The 17,968-nt window shown below is 74.7% G+C and carries 18 protein-coding genes; 12 read left to right on the top strand and 6 right to left on the bottom strand.

What is annotated here, in order from left to right; all coding sequences use genetic code 11:
- Nucleotides 1-274: 274 nt before the first annotated feature.
- Nucleotides 275-2,116, top strand: coding sequence for an asparagine synthase (glutamine-hydrolyzing) (asnB, locus tag IG64_RS09000; RefSeq protein ID WP_037853943.1), 1,842 nt, complete (start codon nucleotides 275-277; stop codon nucleotides 2,114-2,116).
- Here the strand turns inward: asnB and IG64_RS08995 are convergent.
- Nucleotides 2,106-2,642: a DUF4232 domain-containing protein gene (locus IG64_RS08995; protein WP_037853941.1), complete on the bottom strand. Its 537-nt coding sequence runs from the start codon at nucleotides 2,640-2,642 to the stop codon at nucleotides 2,106-2,108. The genes asnB and IG64_RS08995 overlap by 11 nt on opposite strands.
- A gap of 205 nt (nucleotides 2,643-2,847) precedes the next feature.
- Entirely contained in the window at nucleotides 2,848-4,518 is a 1,671-nt protein-coding gene (locus IG64_RS08990; protein ID WP_037854087.1) for an alpha/beta hydrolase, read from the bottom strand.
- Between the two features lie 275 nt (nucleotides 4,519-4,793).
- Between IG64_RS08990 and IG64_RS43065 the strand changes: the two genes are divergently transcribed.
- From IG64_RS43065 to IG64_RS08975, 3 genes are all read left to right on the top strand, one after another.
- Entirely contained in the window at nucleotides 4,794-5,456 is a 663-nt protein-coding gene (locus IG64_RS43065) for a chaplin (RefSeq protein WP_107474204.1), read from the top strand.
- Nucleotides 5,457-5,788: 332 nt separating this feature from the next.
- Nucleotides 5,789-6,646, top strand: coding sequence for a GNAT family N-acetyltransferase (locus tag IG64_RS08980; protein ID WP_037853938.1), 858 nt, complete (start codon nucleotides 5,789-5,791; stop codon nucleotides 6,644-6,646).
- Between the two features lie 195 nt (nucleotides 6,647-6,841).
- Nucleotides 6,842-7,621, top strand: coding sequence for a GNAT family N-acetyltransferase (locus IG64_RS08975; RefSeq protein ID WP_037853937.1), 780 nt, complete (start codon nucleotides 6,842-6,844; stop codon nucleotides 7,619-7,621).
- 119 nt (nucleotides 7,622-7,740) lie between these two features.
- On the opposite strand, the gene IG64_RS08970 is transcribed toward IG64_RS08975, so the two are convergent.
- Entirely contained in the window at nucleotides 7,741-8,007 is a 267-nt protein-coding gene (locus IG64_RS08970; RefSeq protein ID WP_037853935.1) for a GlsB/YeaQ/YmgE family stress response membrane protein, read from the bottom strand.
- 208 nt (nucleotides 8,008-8,215) lie between these two features.
- Here IG64_RS08970 and IG64_RS08965 point away from each other — a divergent pair, with 208 nt between their 5' ends.
- The 7 genes from IG64_RS08965 to IG64_RS08940 all read left to right on the top strand — a co-directional run bounded on the left by IG64_RS08965 (nucleotide 8,216) and on the right by IG64_RS08940 (nucleotide 13,725).
- Nucleotides 8,216-8,686, top strand: a complete 471-nt coding sequence (locus tag IG64_RS08965; RefSeq protein ID WP_037853934.1) for an SRPBCC family protein — start codon at nucleotides 8,216-8,218, stop codon at nucleotides 8,684-8,686.
- A 117-nt stretch (nucleotides 8,687-8,803) separates the two neighbouring features.
- Nucleotides 8,804-8,887, top strand: coding sequence for a putative leader peptide (locus tag IG64_RS43225; protein ID WP_366727097.1), 84 nt, complete (start codon nucleotides 8,804-8,806; stop codon nucleotides 8,885-8,887).
- Between the two features lie 334 nt (nucleotides 8,888-9,221).
- Entirely contained in the window at nucleotides 9,222-9,776 is a 555-nt protein-coding gene (gene ssuE / locus IG64_RS08960) for an NADPH-dependent FMN reductase (protein ID WP_037853933.1), read from the top strand.
- A 142-nt stretch (nucleotides 9,777-9,918) separates the two neighbouring features.
- Nucleotides 9,919-10,290: a BlaI/MecI/CopY family transcriptional regulator gene (locus IG64_RS08955; protein ID WP_037853932.1), complete on the top strand. Its 372-nt coding sequence runs from the start codon at nucleotides 9,919-9,921 to the stop codon at nucleotides 10,288-10,290.
- Nucleotides 10,287-11,216: a M48 family metalloprotease gene (locus IG64_RS08950; protein ID WP_037853930.1), complete on the top strand. Its 930-nt coding sequence runs from the start codon at nucleotides 10,287-10,289 to the stop codon at nucleotides 11,214-11,216. The genes IG64_RS08955 and IG64_RS08950 overlap by 4 nt, the downstream gene beginning before the upstream one ends.
- Nucleotides 11,217-12,160: 944 nt before the next feature.
- Nucleotides 12,161-12,550 (top strand): VOC family protein, encoded by a 390-nt coding sequence (locus IG64_RS08945; RefSeq protein WP_037853928.1) that lies wholly within the window; start codon nucleotides 12,161-12,163, stop codon nucleotides 12,548-12,550.
- A 104-nt stretch (nucleotides 12,551-12,654) separates the two neighbouring features.
- Nucleotides 12,655-13,725: an adenosine deaminase gene (locus IG64_RS08940; protein ID WP_037853926.1), complete on the top strand. Its 1,071-nt coding sequence runs from the start codon at nucleotides 12,655-12,657 to the stop codon at nucleotides 13,723-13,725.
- Here the strand turns inward: IG64_RS08940 and IG64_RS08935 are convergent.
- The 3 genes from IG64_RS08935 to IG64_RS08925 form a co-directional block, all read right to left on the bottom strand.
- On the bottom strand, nucleotides 13,707-14,222 hold the full coding sequence (locus IG64_RS08935; protein WP_037853924.1) for a mycothiol transferase: 516 nt from the start codon (nucleotides 14,220-14,222) through the stop codon (nucleotides 13,707-13,709). The genes IG64_RS08940 and IG64_RS08935 overlap by 19 nt on opposite strands.
- A gap of 27 nt (nucleotides 14,223-14,249) precedes the next feature.
- Entirely contained in the window at nucleotides 14,250-15,761 is a 1,512-nt protein-coding gene (locus IG64_RS08930; RefSeq protein WP_037853922.1) for a carotenoid oxygenase family protein, read from the bottom strand.
- A gap of 68 nt (nucleotides 15,762-15,829) precedes the next feature.
- Nucleotides 15,830-16,753: a LysR family transcriptional regulator gene (locus tag IG64_RS08925; RefSeq protein WP_037853919.1), complete on the bottom strand. Its 924-nt coding sequence runs from the start codon at nucleotides 16,751-16,753 to the stop codon at nucleotides 15,830-15,832.
- 135 nt (nucleotides 16,754-16,888) lie between these two features.
- On the opposite strand from IG64_RS08925, the gene mgrA reads away from it, so the two are divergent.
- Entirely contained in the window at nucleotides 16,889-17,881 is a 993-nt protein-coding gene (gene mgrA / locus IG64_RS08920; RefSeq protein ID WP_037853918.1) for an L-glyceraldehyde 3-phosphate reductase, read from the top strand.
- Nucleotides 17,882-17,968 lie beyond the last annotated feature (87 nt).

Below are 17,968 nucleotides of genomic sequence, written 5' to 3'. Positions count from 1 at the left end.
CCCACAGGCGGCACGCGCCGCCCGGGGAGATCGTGTACGCAGGCGCAGGGACGGCGTCCGTTGGGCAAGTCTTTGCCGGTGGCCGAATCGGGGCGGACCATCCCGGACCGGCCCCCGGTCGGCGCCCGGCCGATGGATCTCCGGGAGGCAAAGTCCGGCCGAAAGCGCGGGGGTCGCGCGGCCGCGCGGGTCACGGCCGCGTTGACGGTCCGGGGCGGGTGAAACACGCTCGTCATATAGGTGCTGGGTACAACTGGTTCGCTGGAGGTACGACATGTGCGGCATCACCGGCTGGGTCTCCTTCGACCGCGACCTGCGTTCCGAGGCCGCGACGCTGGACGCGATGACGGAGACGATGGCCTGCCGCGGCCCCGACGACCGGGGGACGTGGGCCCAGGGACCCGCGGCGCTCGGTCACCGGCGGCTCGCGATCATCGACCTGCCCGGCGGGCGCCAGCCGATGAGCGAGACCACCCCGGACGGCACCGTCGCGCTGGTCTACTCGGGCGAGGCCTACAACTTCACGGAACTGCGCACCGACCTCACCGCGCGCGGCCACCGCTTCACCACCGACTCCGACACCGAGGTCGTGCTGCGCGGCTACCTGGAATGGGGCGACGGTGTCGCCGAGCGGCTCAACGGCATGTACGCCTTCGCCGTCTGGGACGGCCGGCACGACAAGCTCGTCATGATCCGCGACCGCATGGGCATCAAGCCGTTCTACTACCACCCGACGCCCGACGGCGTCCTCTTCGGATCCGAGCCCAAGGCGATCCTCGCAAACCCGCTGGTCCGCCCCCGGGTGACCCTCGACGGCCTGCGTGAGCTGTTCGCCTTCGTCAAGACGCCGGGCCACGCCGTGTGGGACGGCATGCGCGAGGTCGAGCCCGGCACGGTCGTCACCGTCGACCGGGGCGGTCTGCGCACCCGCGTCTACTGGCGGCTGGAGACCCGGCCGCACACCGACGACCGCGACACCACCATCACCACCGTGCGCTCCCTCCTCGACGACATCGTGCGCCGTCAGCTGGTCGCCGACGTGCCCCGCTGCACCCTGCTCTCCGGCGGCCTCGACTCGTCCGCGATGACCGCGCTGGCCGCCCGTCAACTGGCCGAGCAGGGCGAGAAGGTGCGCAGCTTCGCCGTCGACTTCGTCGGCCAGACCGACCGGTTCGTCGCCGACGAACTGCGCGGCACCCCCGACACGCCGTTCGTGCACGACCTGGCCCGCGCCGCCGACACCGACCACCAGGACATCGTGCTCGACGCGCAGTCACTGGCCGACCCGGAGGTGCGGGCGCGGGTGCTGAGGGCCCGTGACCTGCCCATGGGGTTCGGCGACATGGACGCCTCGCTGTACCTGCTGTTCCGCAGCATCCGCGACCACTCCACCGTCGCCCTGTCCGGCGAGTCCGCCGACGAGGTCTTCGGCGGCTACCTCCAGTTCTTCGACGAGGAGGCCCGCCGCGCCGACACCTTCCCCTGGCTGGTGCGCTTCACCCGCGACTTCGGCGACGACGGCGACGTCATGCCCCCGGACCTCGCCCGCGCCCTGGACCTGCCGGCGTACGTCGCGGACGGCTACCGCACCGCCGTCTCAGCCATCCGCCGCCTCGACGGCGAGAGCGACTTCGAGTACCGGATGCGGCAGATCTGCCACCTGCACCTGACCCGCTTCGTCCGCGTCCTGCTGGACCGCAAGGACCGGATGAGCATGGCCGTCGGCCTGGAGGTCCGCGTGCCGTTCTGCGACCACCGGCTCGTGGAGTACGTCTACAACACGCCCTGGTCCCTGAAGTCGTTCGACGGACGGGAGAAGAGCCTGCTCCGGGAGGCGACCGCCGACCTGCTCCCCAAGTCCGTGTACGACAGGGTCAAGAGCCCCTACCCGTCGACCCAGGACCCCGCCTACGCGACCGCCCTGCGCAACCACGTCAAGGACCTGCTCGCCCGGCCCGACCACCCGGTGTTCGAACTGGTCGACCGGGAGCGGGTGCGCCGCGCCGCGCACCGCGACACCCCCGTCAGCACGCAGGCGGCGCGGCGCGGTCTGGAGAAGACCCTCGACCTGGCGGTGTGGCTCGACCTCTACCGCCCGGAGATCGTCACCGGCTGAGTCCGATCGCCCGGTCCGCGGCGGCGGCCGACGGCTGCCACCACGTCGTCACCGGCTCCCACACCCTGACCGAGCCGCCCGCGCCCAGCTCGGCCGCGGTGAAGACGCGGCCCGGCCCCGACGGGTCCGTCCAGACGGTCAGCGAGTCCACCCGGCGGACCTCGGGGTCCGCCGGGTGCGCCACCGTGCGCACCGCCGCGTACGCGGTCCTCCCGGCGTCCAGCCGGTACGGGCCGCTCCCGCCCGGCGGAACCGGCTGCGCCGCGCCGTCCAGGTCCCCGAAGGTGACCGTGGGGACGCGGTCGACGGCGCACGCACGGCCGTGGTTGGTGACCTGGACGCGGACCACGGTCCGGTCGGCGGGCACGGCCTGCGCCCGGACGGTCAGCCGCGACCCGGCGCAGGCGGGAGCGGCAGGCCGCGCGGCGGCGCGCGCGGAGGCCGCCTGCCCGGGCGGGGCGGACAGCAGCAGGACGGCGACGGCGGCCGGCGCGGCCGAAAGGGCGACGGCGGTACGGATACGCATGGATCCCCCAGGGTGACGTCCGTGGTCGTGCGCGTGCGGGGCGCGTGGTCGGGGCCGGGCGCGGTCACGGCCGCCGGACGGCCGCGTGCCTTCCCGCCCGGGCCCGTTCAGTGTGACCACCGGGCGGGCCGGTTGGTTGCCCCGCGGCCCCTCGTTGCTCCGTACGGGGGACGCCGCGCGCGGGGGAGGGACGAGCGACCGCCCCTCACCCGCTCGTGCCGGGCCGCGGGTCCGCCGGGCACGAACTGCCGTCGGCGGGCAGCGAGCCGTACAGCAGGAAGTCGTCCACCTTGCGGTGCACGCACGAGGACGACCCGTAGCCGGTGTGGCCGTCGCTGCGGTTGTCGAGCACCACCGCGGAGGAGCCCAGGCGCTGCGCCGTCTCCACGGTCCAGCGGTAGGGGGTCGCCGGGTCGCCGCGGGTGCCGACGAGGAGCATCTTCGCCGTGTCGACGTTCCGGACCTTCGTGCGGATGTAGTCGGTCCCCCTGGGACGGCCGTAGCACATCAGCAGCTCGTTGAGCCGGTAGCGTCCGAAGACCGGCGAGGCCTGCGCGTACTCCGCGCTGAGCCGCCCGAGGTCCTTGGTGAGCTGCCCGGCGTCCGGGCGGTCCGGGTCGTCCGCGCAGTTGACCGCCATCATCGCGGCCGGCGCGTTGTCCAGCGGGACGTCCGCGCCGTTCACCAGCCCGCCGCCGTGCGGCCGCGGGGCCTCGCGCGTGCTCCGCCGGGCCGGCGGCTGCGGCCGGTCCTGCGGGTCCCGCGGATGCCGCCGGACCGGAAGTGCCATGCCGCCGGAGGCGAGGGACTGGACGGGACGGGTGTCGCCGTCCTGCACCAGCGAGGCGACCGCCCGCTCCAGCGAGGGCCACATCGCCTTGCTGTACAGGGCCTGGCCGATCGCGCCGACGAGCTGCTGGCCGGTCAGCCGGCCGCCGAGGCCCGTCGGCACCGGGTTCTCGTCGAGCGACCTGACGAGCTGGACGACCTGGTCACCGGCCTGGCGCCGGTCCTGGCCGAACGGGCAGGCGATGTCCTGCACGCACCAGTCGAGGAAGTCGTCGAGCGCCGTCTGCTGGCCCTCCGCCGCGACCAGGCCCTGCTCCGCCAGCGGTTCGGTCAGCGTGTCCACCCCGTCCAGGGCCATCCGCCCGACCTTGCCGGGGAACTCGGCCGCGTACACCGCCCCGAGCCGGGTGCCGTAGGAGAAGCCCAGGTAGTTGAGTTTCCCGTCCCCGAGGGCCTGCCGGATCACGTCGAGGTCCCGGGCCGCGTCGACGGTGCCCATGTGGCGCAGGACCGGACCGGCGTGGCCGGTGCACTCGGCCGCCAGCTTCTTCCACTCGGCGAGCGCCTTGCGCGCGGCCCGGGCGTCGCCCAGGTCGGCCTGCGCGGCACCGGTGTCACCGCCCGAACCGGAGGAGCCGCCGGCATCGACGCCGCAGCTGACGGGGGAGGACCTGCCGACACCCCGCGGATCGAAGCTGACCACGTCGTAGCCGTTGGTCAGGTCCATGAACTGCCGTCCACTGAGCGCCAGTTCGGACACGCCGGAGCCGCCGGGGCCGCCGAAGTTCAGCACCACCGAGCCCTGCGGACGTCCCGTGGCCCGGTACCGGGCCAGCGCCAGGTCGAGAGTGCCGGCGGCCGGGCGGGCGTAGTCGACCGGGACGGTGACCTTGCCGCACTGCAGGTCCTTCGGCGCACCCGTCTCGCACGCCGTCCACGTCACCTTCTGCCGGTAGAAGCGGTCCAGGCCCGCCGGTCCCGCGCCGGCGGCGGCCACGGGCGGCCCCGCACCGCACAGGGCCAGAGCGACGGCCCCGACGCAGACACAGCGCCGGGCCGCGGACCGCGTCGACGGCTTGGCCAGCATGGATGCCTCCAGGGGCGCTCCGCCGCGGACCGGGACAACGCCCTCGCCCACCATAAGCGGCCCCCGTGCCCCGCGCCTCCCGGTGGAATTCCGGTGCAGGACCGTTCCGTCAGACGTACGACGCTCCCCGCGCCGTTCGAGAAGAGGCCACCGGGAGACGGCCGGCGCATCACCCGGAGGGGTGAATCACGGACCGGCCACAACCCGGTCGGCCGACCCGCGTTCTACCCGGTGCGGGCAAGCGTCCGCGTCCATGTCCGGAAGGCACAGGACCTATGAAACGGGTTACCCGAAATGGTGTGATCGCCGTCGCCGCCTCCGGCGCGCTGGCGATGGCCGTGCCGGTGTCCGCCGCGTTCGCGGCCGACGGGGGTGCCACCGCGGACGGCGCCGCGGCCGGCTCGCCCGGGCTGCTCGCCGGCGACACCCTTCAGCTCCCGGTGCACGTCCCGGTGAACGTGTGCGGCGACACGGTGGACGTCGTCGGTCTCCTCAATCCCGCGGCGGGCAACCGGTGCGCCGGCATCTCCGGCGGGCGGGGCGGCGCGCCGTCCACCGGGGGAGCCACGGCACGCGGGAGCGGAAAGGATGCGCCGGGCGTGCTCTCCGGCAACGGCATCCAGCTCCCGGTGCACGTGCCCGTGAACGTCAGCGGCAACACGGTGAACGTGGTGGGCATCGGCGACCCGGCCACCGGCGACACGTCCGTCAGCACCTCCGCCGGGCGGCCCGCGCCGCACCCCGTCACGCCCCCCGCGCGCTCCACGCCGCACCCGGCGGCCAAGCCCGTGCCGCACCCCGTGGCCGTACCGCGCACCGGCACGTCGCTCGCCCACACCGGTGCGGACGGGACGACGCCCGCCGTCGCCGCGAGCGCGGCCCTCCTGCTGGGCGGAGCCGTCCTCTACCGGCGCTTCCGGCCCGCCACGCTCCGCTGAGACCCGCCCGGCCGCAGGGGAGTGTCCCACCGCAGCCGGTCCCCCCACCGGTGGGAACTCCGCCCGAGGCCCCCCGCCTCAGGCCCCCCTCCGCGTCGGCCCGCCCGGCGCGCGGCCCCCAGGCACACCCGCCGCACAGCCCCCCGCACCCGCCCGGCGCACCGGCCCCTTCGAGCAGGACCCGGCCCCCGCCCGGTCACCGGCCGTCCTGCGTCCCGCTTCCCGCCGTCCGGGCGGTGCGCGGCCTGATCCCGCCGTGGCGCCCGGAGGCGTGATCCGCAAGGATGCTGCGCGCACCGCCCGCACCGCCCGCAACGGAATGGAGCGCACCGATGGTCCTGGAGGCCCGCGAAGACCTCGTCGTCACCCAGGCGACCCTGGAGGACTGGCCGGTCATCAGCCGGTGGGCGGCCGAGGAGGGATGGAACCCCGGGCTGTCCGACGGTCCCGCCTTCTTCGCCCAGGACCCGGACGGCTTCTTCCTCGGCCTGATCGGCGGCGAGCCGGTCTCCGCGATCTCGGTGGTGAACCACGGTGCCGGCTTCGCCTTCCTGGGCTGCTACCTCGTCCGCCCCGACCTGCGCGGCCGGGGACACGGCCTGACCACCTGGAAGACCGCCCTGGTGCACGCGGGCAGCCGCACGGTCGGTCTGGACGGCGTCGTCGCCCAGCAGGACAACTACCGGCAGTCGGGCTTCCGTCCGGCCCACCGCACCGTCCGGTTCGCCGGAGCCGCCCCGGCCGCCCAGGCCCCCGCCGGTGTGCGGCCCGCCACTGCCGCGGACCTGCCGGACCTCATCGCCTACGACGCGCTCTGCCACCCGGCCGACCGCCCGCGCTTCCTCGGCCGCTGGCTGACCACGCAGGGCCACGGGACCTTCGTGCGCCGCGCCGCCGGAAGCCGCGTCACCGGCTACGGCGTGCTCCGCCCGGCCCGCGACAGCCTGCGCATCGGTCCGCTGTTCGCCGACACCCCCGAGGACGCGCGCGCCCTGTTCGCCGCCCTGTGCGCCGCGGCCCGGGGGCAGGACATCGCCGTGGACGTCCCGGAGACCAACGCGGCCGGCGTGGCCCTGGCCGAGGAGGCGGGCCTCACGCCGTCGTTCGAGACCGCCCGCATGTACACGGGACCGGTGCGTGAGCACGCCCGCGAACGGGTCTTCGGCGTCACCACCCTGGAACTGGGCTAGCGGGGCCGGGGCGCGCCTGGAACCGGGTTCGCCACGGGGCGAGACGGCCCCCAACGGGACCGGCCGCGGGCGGGGGAGGGGCCGGCGCGGGACCGGCCGGGGGCGGGGGAGGGGCCGGGAACGGGCTCGGCCACCGGGCGGGAAGGGTCATAAACAGGTTGCCCCCGGGCGGCCGCCTCTGATGGGGTCCGGCGCATGGATCATGCCACGGTACTCGCCCGCTACGACCGGGAACTGCGCGAACGCGCCCGTCCCGACTCCCCCGCCGCCCGCGTCGAACGCGCCGGGGACGTGATACGCCACGTCGGCAGCACCGCACAGGACTGGAACGGGGTCCTGTGGTCCGCTCTGGACGCCGACGGCGCCGACGCGGCGATCGCCGAGCAGGTGGCCCACTTCTCCGCGCTGGGCCACCCCTTCGAATGGAAGCTGTACGGGCACGACCGGCCGGCGGACCTCGGGCGGCGGCTGACGGCCGCCGGGTTCACAGCCGAACCGGAGGAGACGCTCATGGTCGCCGAGGTCACCGACCTCTCGCTCGACGCGGCGCTGCCCGAGGGCGTGCGCCTGCACACCGTCACCGACGAGGCCGGCGTGGACCTCATGATCGCCGTGCACGACAAGGCCTTCGGCCCCGACGACGGCGCTCTGCGCCACCGCCTGCTCGCCCAGCTCACCACGGCCCCGGACACGCTGGTCGCCGTCGTCGCCCTCGCCGGTGCCGAGCCGGTGAGCGCGGCCCGCATGGAGATGCCGCCGGGCACCGGATTCGCCGGTCTGTGGGGCGGCGGCACCGCCGAACAGTGGCGTGGCCGCGGCATCTACCGGGCACTGGTCGCCCACCGCGCCCGCATCGCCGCCGACCGCGGCTACCGCTACCTGCACGTCGACGCCGGCAGCGAGAGCCGCCCCATCCTCGAACGCCTCGGTTTCGTCCCGCTGACCACGACGACGCCGTACGTCTACGAGCCGTGACCGCGGCGACGGGCGGGGCGGCGTCCGTCCGCACCCGCCCGTCACCGGGGCCCGGGACGCCGGCGCCGCCCGGGAACGCGGGGCGATGGCCGGGCGGCGTTCGGGAGGGTGGGGGCCGGTCAGCGCCGGGGCGCCTTCGCCCGGTCCAGTGCGGCCACACCCACCGCGGCGAGCGCGATCTGGATGAGCCACTCGATCCAGTCGACGCCCTTGGTGTCCGCCACGCCGAGCGCGGAGGCCACCGCCGCCCCGATCAGCGCGGCCACGATGCCGATGACGATCGTCCACAGGATGCCTATGTGCTGGCGGCCCGGAACGACGAGCCGTCCCAGGACACCGATGATGATGCCGATGACGATGGCACTGATGATGCCGCTGATCTCCATCTTCGCCTCTCCGTGTCGTGGTCCCCGCGGTTGTCCGGATGCCCGCTGCGCGAGCCGGCACTCCACCGGGGCGTGACTCCACCGGGCCGGCGCCCCACCGGCTCGGCGCCCCACGGGGCCGGCACTCCACCGGGCCGGCGCCCCGCCGGGGCGACCCTCGCGGCGGGCCCCGTTTGACAGGCGGGTGACCGCCTGGGTGACTGTGAGGGTGCGAGCCCCGAGCGACCGGCCGAGCCACGTCTACGTCACCTACCTCGCGAGCACCGCCGAGGCGGTCTGGGACGCCCTGACGGACGCCGACGTGACCGCCGCCTACTGGGGACACGGCAACGTCTCGGACTGGCGGCCGGGCTCGCGCTGGGAGCACGTGCGGACGGACGGCTCCGGCATCGCCGACGTGGTCGGCACCGTCGTCGTGTCCGACCGCCCGACCCGGCTGGTCCTCACCTGGTCCCCGCCCGAGGACGAGGCGCGGCCCGCCCGCCACTCCCGGGTCACCTTCGACGTCCGGCCCCATCACGACATCGTCCGGCTCACCGTCACCCACGAGCACCTCGCCGACGCCCGGGAACTCGCCGCCGCGTCGCGGGGCTGGCCGGCGGTCCTGTCCAACCTCAAGTCCCTGATCGAGACCGGCCGGCCGCTTCCCCAGGACCCCCGGCTGATGCCCGGCGGGTGACACTCCCGCCGTCACCCGTCCCGCCCGCGACCGGCCGTCCCACGGCGCCGGTCCGTCATACGAGACCCGGTCGGCCTCTCCTTGACTGCCCCACCGGCGGCTGCCACGATCGTCGGCATGAACATGCGACCGGCTCTCACGCGGCGACGCCACGTCGACCTCGCCCGCGTCTCCAGCGCAGCCTGTCGCACCGCGGCCTGACCGGCCCGCCGCGCATTTCCGCGCCGCTCTCCTGACCCGGCCCACCGCCTGCACACGGCGTCGGCCGCGCAGGTCCGCTCCTCCGCCGGCCAGGGCCCACCTTTCCCGTCGAGTTCGAGTCACCGGGTCGTGCGGTCGTCCAGGCGGTGGTCGGCGGGTCCGGTGACCGCTGCGTCCCGCCCCCCCGCCTGCGTGCGCCCGCGTGTCCGCCGCACGTCCCGCCCCGCCGCCGCGCCCGCACTCCCCTCGCGCCCTCCGCCCCTCCCGTCGCGCCTGCCGAGCTCGTCCGTCACGGCTGCCGTCGGGCCCGTCCGTCGTTCCAGAAAGAGGACCCATGGCCACCGTCCTGTCCGTGTCCGGCAGCCCCTCCGCCTCCTCCCGCACGCACCGCCTGCTGCGCCACCTCGACCAGCGACTGGTCGACCAGGGCCACGACGTGATCCCGCTCGACGTCCGCACCGTCCCCGCCGAGGCGCTCCTCGGAGCGGATCCACGTCATCCGGCCATCGTGGAGGCCGCCGGACTCTTCGCCCGCGCCGACGGTGTGGTGGTCGGCACCCCCGTCTACAAGGCCTCGTACGCCGGTGTCCTCAAGGCACTCCTCGACCTGCTCCCGCAGTACGCCCTCACCGGCAAGACCGTGCTGCCGCTGGCCACCGGCGGATCCGTCGCCCACGTCCTCGCCATCGACTACGCACTGCGCCCCGTCCTCACCTCCATGGGCGCGGCACACGTCGTGCAGGGCTGGTTCACCCTGGACAAGGACATCACCGTGCGCGAGGACGGCACGCTGACCGTGGCACCGGCCGCCGGCGAGGCCCTGACCCAGGTGGTGGACCAGTTCTCCGGGGCCCTCGGCCGCGTGCTGCTGCCGGCCACCGCGAGCTGAGCCCGCCCCGTCCCCTCCCGCGCCGCCGTGCCCCGCCCGCCCGTGAGGAGGGGAGGCGGGACGGCGGTGCCGTCCCCGGTTGACTACTCTTGTGTAGACGGTCCACTGGAATGCACGCGAGGACGGGGTGAGGGACGTTCCCATGACCGACGCGAAGGACGAACGCAGACCGGCCGGTGAGCTGGAGGCCGGTGTGATGGCCGTCCTGTGGGCCGCCGGCGCGCCCCGGACGCCGGGCGAGGTACAGGCGGGACTGGCCGCCGACCTGGCCCGCACCACGGTGACCACGATCCTGACCCGGCTGTACGAGAAGGGCGTGGTCGAGCGGCGCCGCCAGGGGCGCGGCTACGCCTACTACCCGGTGCAGGACGCCCACGGGCTGACCGCCCGCCGCATGCACTGCGAACTCGACCGCGACACCGACCGCGAGACCGTCCTCGCCCGCTTCGTCGCCCAGCTCAGCGCCGACGACGAGCGCATCCTGCGCGACCTGCTCGAACCGGATGAGCGATGACCGCCCTGCTGCTCCTGCCGCTGCTGCTCCCGTTCGCCGTGCCGCCACTGGCCCGGCGCGCGCCGGACCGGCTCGCGCCCGTGACCGCGCTGTGGGTGATCACCGTCTCGGCGGTCGTGCTCGCCGCATGCTCCCTCGCCGCACTCGGCGGGTTCGTCCTGACCGGCCTGCTCAAGCTGCCCGTCTTCGCCGGCCTGGGCGAACTGGTGCACCCGCTGCACACCGCCTCCGACCTGGTGGTGGTGCCCGCGGCGGCGGTCTCCGTCGGTGCGCTCGCCGTGTGCGCCGGCACGCTCGCTCGGGCGGCGGTCCGGGAGGTGAGGGCCTTTCGCAGCGCCCGCACGGAGGCCGCACGGAGGCCGGCCGCAGGTGACCTGTGCGTCGTCGACTCCCCGCGCCCCGACGCGTACGCCCTGCCCGGCCGTCCGCACCGCATCGTCGTGACCACCGCGATGCTGCGCAGCCTCGACGCCGCCGAGCGCGAGGCGCTGTTCGCCCACGAGCGCGCGCACAACCGCGGCGGCCACCACTACTTCCTGGCCGCCGCCGAACTCGCCGCCCACTGCCACCCAGCGCTGCGCCCGGTGCGCGGCAGCATCCGTCTGGCGGCCGAACGGGCCGCCGACGAGGCCGCCGCCGCGGCCGTGGGGGACCGGCGGCTCACCGCCCGCGCCATCGCCCGTGCCGCGCTGGCCGGGCAGGAGGCCCGTTCGGCGCGTCCGGAGTGCGCGCCCGCCGCCACCTCGGGTCCGGTGCCGCACCGGGTCAAGGCCCTCCTCGCGACGCCGCAGGTCCAGGGCCGTGCCGCTGCCTGGATCGCCGGGCTGCTGCTGGCCTGCACCGCCCTGTCCTGCGGCGCCTCCGCCACCGGCGTGCTCGACTTCCACCACCGGGTGGAGATAGCCCAGGGCGAAGAGGAGCGCTGAGCCCGCGGGCGGGACCCGGCCGACCCCTGGGACGAGAGCCGCGGCGGGCCCGGGGGCGGGGGCCTGCCGGATCCGGGGGCGAGAGCCTGCCCGACCCGGGGGCGGGAGCCCGCCGGACCCGAGGGTGGGAGCCTGCTGACTCCGTGTGCGGGAGCTTGCTGACCTGGTGGGCGGGAGTTGCTGGAACGGAGGGCGGGAGCTTGCTCACCCGGTGGGCCGAGGACCTGCTGACTCCGGGGGGCGGGGGCCTGCCGGACCAGAGAGCGAGAGTCTGCTGACCTCGGGGCGAGAGTCCGCCCGACCCGGGAGCGAGCGCTCGCCGGACCCGTGGGCTGGAGCGTGCTGGCTCCGGGGCGGGGGCCTGCCGGACCGGAGGGCGGGAGCCCGCCCGACCGGGGACGAGGGCCCGCCGGACCCGTGGGCTGGAGCTTGCTGACTCCGTGGGCGAGAGCCTGCTGACCTCGGGGCGAGAGCCCGCCCGACGGGAGCGAGAGCCCGCCGGACCCGTGGGCTGGAGCGCGCTGGCTCCGGGGCGGGGGCCTGCCGGACCGGAGGGCGGGAGCCCGCCCGACCGGGGACGAGAGCCCGCCGGACCCGTGGGCTGGAGCGCGCTGGCTCCGGGGGGCCTGCCGGACCGGAGGGCGGGAGCTTGCTCACCCGGTGGCCGAGGACCTGCTGCCCCGGGGGCGGGGAGCCCCGCCGGGAGCCTGCTCGACCCGCGGGCGAAGAGCCCGCAAAACCCTCTGGCGAGAGCCCGTCGCTCCCCCTGGCGAGAGCCCGCAAAACCCTCTGGCGAGGGCCCGCCGCTCCCCCTGGCGAGAGCCCGCCGGTCCCGCCGCGCTGCCCCGGGGCCGCCGTCCCCGGCGCTTCGGGCCGGGGCGACTGGCGCGGCCAAGGTTTTACGTATAACCTCACCGGTCATCCGCCCGCCCCGAAAGGCCCCGATGAGACATATCGCCCTGGTCACCCTCGTCGTCGACGACTACGACGAGGCGATCCGCTTCTACACCGGCGCCCTCGGCTTCCGCCTCGTCGAGGACGCCCCGCGCCCGGACGGGTCCCGCTGGGTCGTCGTCGCCCCGGGCGAGGAGGACGGCGCGCTGCTGCTCGCCCGCGCCAAGGGGGATCAGCAGCGGGCACGGGTCGGTGACCAGACCGGCGGGCGCGTCGGGTTCTTCCTGCACACCGGCGACTTCGCCCGCGACCACGCCCGGATGCGGGCGGCGGGCGTCGCCTTCCTGGAAGAACCGCGCCACGAGCCGTACGGCACCGTCGCCGTGTTCGAGGACCTGTACGGCAACCGCTGGGACCTGCTCCAGCCCGCCGCCCCCTGACCCGGCCCGTCACCACCCGGCCCGTCGGCCCCCTGACCGGCCCGCCCCTCGCCCGCCGAGGGGCCCCTGCCCCCACACGTTCACCCGCCGAGGAAAGACCGCACATGACCGCCCCGCGCATCGACACCGAGACCCTCCGCCGGCTGCCCAAGGCCGTGCTGCACGACCACCTCGACGGGGGCCTGCGCCCCGCCACCGTCGTGGAACTCGCACAGGCGGCCGGCCACACCCTGCCCACCACCGACCCCGACGAGCTGGCCGCCTGGTACGTCGAGGCGGCCGGTTCCGGCGACCTGGTCCGCTACATAGCCACCTTCGAGCACACCCTCGCGGTGATGCAGTCCCGCGAGGGTCTGCTGCGCACCGCCGAGGAGTACGTGCTCGACCTGGCCGCGGACGGGGTCGTCTACGGCGAGGTCCGCTACGCGCCCGAGCTGATGGTGAACGGCGGGCTGAGCCTGACCGAGGTCGTCGAGGCGGTGCAGGAGGGGCTGTCGGCCGGCATGGCCAAGGCGGCGGCGGCAGGCACCCCCGTCCGGGTCGGCACCCTGCTGAGCGGCATGCGGATGTTCGACCGCACCCGGGAGGTCGCCGGCCTCGCGGTGGCCTTCCGGGACGCGGGCGTCGTCGGCTTCGACATCGCCGGTGCCGAGGACGGCTTCCCGCCCGCCGACCACCTCGCCGCCTTCGAGCACCTGCGCGGCGAGAGCGTGCCGTTCACCATCCACGCCGGTGAGGCCCACGGCCTGCCCAGCATCCACCAGGCCCTCCAGGTCTGCGGCGCCCAGCGGATCGGCCACGGCGTGCGCATCACCGAGGACATCGTCGACGGCAAGCTCGGCCGGCTCGCCGGGTGGGTGCGCGACCGCCGCATCGCCCTGGAGATGTGCCCGACCTCCAACCTCCAGACCGGCGCGGCCACCTCGATCGCCGAGCACCCCGTCACCGCCCTGAAGGACCTCGGTTTCCGGGTCACCGTCAACACCGACAACCGCCTGGTGTCGGGGACGACGATGACCCGGGAGATGTCCCTGCTGGTCGAGGAGGCCGGCTGGAGCGTCGAGGACCTGCGCACGGTCACGGTGAACGCCGTCAAGAGCGCGTTCATCCCGTTCGACGAGCGCAGGGCCCTCATCGAGGACGTGGTCCTGCCGGGCTACGCCTGCGCGCTCTGAAGCAGCCCCCTGACGTAGGCGGCCTGTCCGACGTGCTGGAGATCGTCGGACAGGACGCTCACCAGGCGCACGCCCAGCGTGACCGGGGGGTCCCAGCGCTCGTCCACGATGCGTCCGAGGTCCGCAGCGGCCATCCGCCCGAGCGCCCGCACACTCTGCTCGTGGACGGCGTCGTGGTACCCCGTCAGCAGGTCACCGGAGTCGACGCGCACCTTGGCCACTTTCTGGGGGGTGTGCCCGTAGCCGGTCTCGCGCGCGTGCAGGTCGAGGCCGAAGCGTTTCTCCCAGTCCTGGGCGAGCCACACCTGGTCGAGGCCGAACGCGTCCGCGAGGTGGTCGTCCTGGACACGGGTCAGATGCCAGACCAGCCAGGCGATCGAGTTGGCGTCGGCGGCGGGCCGGGCGTTGAGCTGCTCGGCCGGCAGGCCGTCGACGACGGCGTGGACTTCTTCCTGGATGCGGCCGAAGCCGTCGATGAGGATGTCCTTCGCATGCATACGTCCACCATCGCGCATAGGGCGCTCTCACGCGTCCGGAATCCAGCTTCCGTGGAAGCCGAGCGGCACCCGGCCGGGCAGGTGCACCCGGGCCACCGGCTCCCCGGTGAAGTCCTGCGCGGCGAGGATCACCAGGTCTGCGGCGCCCCGCTCCGGATCGTGGACGTAGGCCAGGGTGTACCCGTCGTCCTCGGCGGCCCGCCGGTCGCCGGCGTCGCGCGGCACGAACACCGCCTCGCCCGCCGCCGCCCCCGTCGGCAGCCGGTGCACCTGGGTGCGGCCGCGCAGCAGGTCGTGCTTGATGAGCGCGTTGGAGAAGGCGCGGTCGGGCGGATTGCCGTCGGCCGTCTCGTAGGCGAGCGTCATCTCGGCGGCCGCCGCCGAGTAGCCGTAGCGGTGCCGCCGTGACACCAGCGCCTCGTTCACCCGCGGGAACTCCTGCGGACGGCCGTCGATCGTCACCTTGTCGACCCGGCCGTGGTGCGGATCGATCGTCCAGCGTTCCAGCACCGGATGGCCCGCGCCGTACGGGCCGCCCGAGCCGCGCCCGGCGACGAAGAAGGGCGCCGGGTAGGTGGTCAGGTCGACGACCACGCGCGAACCCTCGTCGTAGGCGTTGAGGGTGTGCGAGTAGTACGCCGGGTCCGTCTCGATCCAGCGGACCGTGCCGCCCGCCCGGGGCAGCAGCCCCACCCGCATCGGATGCTTCGGGTTCCAGACGTACGGCACCGGATCGCCGCGCTCGGCGCCCGCCGGGTCGAAGGTGACCGGCGCGTCGATGACGACGACGTACTTCTCGGTGAGCGCGAAGTCGTGCAGCATCGGCGCGTCCGCCACCGGGATCCGCGTCGTGCGCGAGACGCGGCCGGCCGGGTCCACGACCAGGTGGCGCACATGGTCCCAGGCCGGGTAGTACGCGATGGCGTGCAGCTCACCTGCGTGCACGTCGAACTTGGTGTGCGCCGCGAACGCGCCCTTGAGGGTGCCCCGGAAGTCGTACGTCCCCACGGTGTTCAGCTCGCCGTCCAGCTCGTACGGCAGCGGCCCGCTCTCCTGGAGTGCGAGGATCCGGCCCCGGTACGGGATCACGTGCGTGTTGGAGGGGAAGTCGTCCGGCGGCACCGGACGCGGGTAGGGCTCGCCGAGCTTCCCGGCCACCTGCGAGGAGCGCACCCACCGGTTGCGGTACCACTCCGCGCGTCCGTCGCGCAGCCGCACGCCGTGCACCATGCCCTCGCCGAGCATCCAGTGGTGCGCCAGCGGGTCCTCCAGGCCCAGCACGTTGGGACCGTTGCGCAGGAAGCGCCCGTTCAGCTCGTGCGGGATGCGGCCGGTGACCGGCAGGTCGAAGGCCGTCAGCTCCTCGGTGACCGGCGCGAACGCGCCTTCGAGGAAGGGGAGGTGGCGTTCGGCCGGCCGCCCCGGGCCGGCGGTGGCCGCCCGCGCCGCCCGCTGCCCGGCCGGGCCGCCGAGGAACCCGGCCGTCGCCGCGACCGCCGCGCCCCCGCGCAGGACGTTGCGCCGTGTGTGATCCGTCATCGTCCGTACTCCTGAACGCCGTTGCCGTGAAGGGACGTCCATGAGTCTGCTGCGGCACGGCGGCCGGATCAGGAGGGGTGGAACCCCTGCGGGGGTGTTGCCGGCCCCCCTGTTTCCAGGGTACCGAGCAGGGCCACCAGCGCGCGGGCGGCCGGACTGGCGGCCTGCTCGGCGGGGAGCAGGACCACCGTCTCGTACGCCGTCCCGCCGGCGCCCTCGAACGGCAGCGCGGTGAGCGAGGGCCGTTTGTGCCGGAAGTGACGGGGGACCACCGCGATGCCCAGGTTCTCGTCGACCAGGTCGAGCAGACTGTGCACGTCGTTGACCTCCAGCGCCACCGTGCGCCGCACCCCGGCGAGGGCGAAGGCGGCGTCCGTGGTGCGGCGCGGGCCCCAGTCGGGATGGAAGTCCACGAAGACCTCGCCGCACACCTCCCGCGGGGTGAGCGGTGCCCCGGCCGCCGCGAACCGGTGCCCGGGATGGCACAGCACGGTCATCGGCTCACCGGCCAGCGCCACCGAGCGCAACCGGTCGCTGTCCGGCTCGGTCCGGTAGGCGAACGCCAGATCGAGCCGGCCCGCCGCGACCCCTTCCGCGAGCGCCCACGAACCCGCCTGGCGCAGCCGGACCTCCACGTCCGGGTGGCGCCGGCGGAACGCGGCGAGCAGTCCCGCCACATGCACCCCGGCGATGCACTGCTCGGTGCCCAGCGACAGGGTGCCGCGGAGCACGCCCTGCACCGCCGCCACCGCCTCGTGCGCCGAGCGGACCTGCGCGAGGATCCGCTCCGCCTCGCCGAGCAGCGCGCGCCCGGCCTCGGTGAGCGTCACCCGGCGGGTGGTGCGCACGAACAACGGCGCCCGCAGCTCCCGCTCCAGCGCCCGGATGGAGGCCGACAGGCCCGACTGCGAGACCATCAGCCGCTCCGCCGCCCGGGTGAAGTGCCGGTCCTCGGCGACGGCGACGAAATGCTGGAGATGACGCAGTTCCATGATTGAGAAGCGTAGCCGTTGAATCCGATCGGATTCTTTCGTTGGACCGCTGCCCACACCCCGCGCGAGAGTGGGACACCGGTTCCGGATGCGACGGAACCGGTCATCTCGTGCCCCACCCCTCATGGAGTCGCGTTGTACACCGCCCACCCCGACCGCTACGCCGACCTGCCCTACCGGCGCACCGGCCGCAGCGGACTGAAGCTCCCCGCGCTGTCGCTCGGCCTGTGGCACAACTTCGGTCCCGACCGCCCGGCCGCCACCCAGCGCGCCATCCTGCGCCGCGCCTTCGACCTCGGTGTCACCCACTTCGACCTGGCCAACAACTACGGCCCGCCGCCCGGCTCCGCCGAGACCGCGCTCGGCGAGGCGCTGCGGGCCGACTTCGCGCCGTACCGCGACGAGCTGGTGATCTCCACCAAGGCCGGTTACCTGATGTGGCCCGGCCCGTACGGCGAATGGGGCTCGCGCAAGTACCTGCTGTCCTCGCTCGACCAGAGCCTGGAGCGCATGGGCCTGGACCACGTCGACATCTTCTACTCGCACCGCTTCGACCCGGACACTCCGCTGGAGGAGACGATGGGCGCGCTGCACACGGCGGTGCAGCAGGGCAAGGCGCTCTACGTCGGCGTCTCCAACTACTCGGCGGAGCAGACCCGCGAGGCCGCCCGGATCCTGGGCGAGCTGGGCACTCCGCTGCTGATCCACCAGCCCCGCTACTCGATGCTCGACCGCCGCCCGGAGGACGAGGGGCTGCTCGACGCCCTCGACGAACTCCAGGTCGGCTCCATCGCCTACTCCCCGCTGGAGCAGGGCCTGCTCACCGGCCGTTACCTCGACGGCATCCCGGAGGACTCCAGGGCGGCGAGCGACAGCCCCTTCCTGAACTCCGAGGCGGTGACCGCGGAGCTGGTCGGCAGGCTGCGCGCGCTGGACGAGATCGCCGGGGCGCGCGGCCAGACGCTCGCGCAGATGGCGCTCGCCTGGGTGCTGCGCGGCGGCCGGGTCACCTCGGCCCTGGTCGGGGCGAGCAGCCCCCAGCAGCTGGAGGACAGCGTCGCCGCGGCCCGCAACCTCGACTTCGACGCCGGTGAACTGGCCCGGATCGACGCGATCGTACGGCCGTAGCACGCGGCGAACGGATCGTGCCGGTGCCGGCGCGGCGGCCGTGACCGGTGCGCACGGCAGGTCCCCCGCCGTTCGCACCGGTCACGG

Source organism: Streptomyces sp. NRRL S-340 (assembly GCF_000720185.1).
Lineage (GTDB): Bacteria > Actinomycetota > Actinomycetes > Streptomycetales > Streptomycetaceae > Streptomyces.
The sequence above is the reverse complement of the archived record's forward strand: the minus strand, read 5'-3'. Positions and strand labels throughout refer to the sequence as shown.

Bases quoted from the DNA above. Each gene is read 5' to 3' on its own strand.
- IG64_RS08990 (WP_037854087.1), bottom strand. From the start codon at position 4,518: ATGCTGGCCAAGCCGTCGACGCGGTCCGCGGCCCGGCGCTGTGTCTGC.
- IG64_RS08995 (WP_037853941.1), bottom strand. From the start codon at position 2,642: ATGCGTATCCGTACCGCCGTCGCCCTTTCGGCCGCGCCGGCCGCCGTC.
- IG64_RS08970 (WP_037853935.1), bottom strand. From the start codon at position 8,007: ATGGAGATCAGCGGCATCATCAGTGCCATCGTCATCGGCATCATCATC.
- IG64_RS43065 (WP_107474204.1), top strand. From the start codon at position 4,794: ATGAAACGGGTTACCCGAAATGGTGTGATCGCCGTCGCCGCCTCCGGC.
- IG64_RS43225 (WP_366727097.1), top strand. From the start codon at position 8,804: ATGAACATGCGACCGGCTCTCACGCGGCGACGCCACGTCGACCTCGCC.
- IG64_RS08975 (WP_037853937.1), top strand. From the start codon at position 6,842: ATGGATCATGCCACGGTACTCGCCCGCTACGACCGGGAACTGCGCGAA.
- ssuE (WP_037853933.1), top strand. From the start codon at position 9,222: ATGGCCACCGTCCTGTCCGTGTCCGGCAGCCCCTCCGCCTCCTCCCGC.
- IG64_RS08945 (WP_037853928.1), top strand. From the start codon at position 12,161: ATGAGACATATCGCCCTGGTCACCCTCGTCGTCGACGACTACGACGAG.
- IG64_RS08935 (WP_037853924.1), bottom strand. From the start codon at position 14,222: ATGCATGCGAAGGACATCCTCATCGACGGCTTCGGCCGCATCCAGGAA.
- asnB (WP_037853943.1), top strand. From the start codon at position 275: ATGTGCGGCATCACCGGCTGGGTCTCCTTCGACCGCGACCTGCGTTCC.
- IG64_RS08930 (WP_037853922.1), bottom strand. From the start codon at position 15,761: ATGACGGATCACACACGGCGCAACGTCCTGCGCGGGGGCGCGGCGGTC.
- IG64_RS08925 (WP_037853919.1), bottom strand. From the start codon at position 16,753: ATGGAACTGCGTCATCTCCAGCATTTCGTCGCCGTCGCCGAGGACCGG.
- IG64_RS08950 (WP_037853930.1), top strand. From the start codon at position 10,287: ATGACCGCCCTGCTGCTCCTGCCGCTGCTGCTCCCGTTCGCCGTGCCG.
- IG64_RS08955 (WP_037853932.1), top strand. From the start codon at position 9,919: ATGACCGACGCGAAGGACGAACGCAGACCGGCCGGTGAGCTGGAGGCC.
- IG64_RS08940 (WP_037853926.1), top strand. From the start codon at position 12,655: ATGACCGCCCCGCGCATCGACACCGAGACCCTCCGCCGGCTGCCCAAG.
- IG64_RS08980 (WP_037853938.1), top strand. From the start codon at position 5,789: ATGGTCCTGGAGGCCCGCGAAGACCTCGTCGTCACCCAGGCGACCCTG.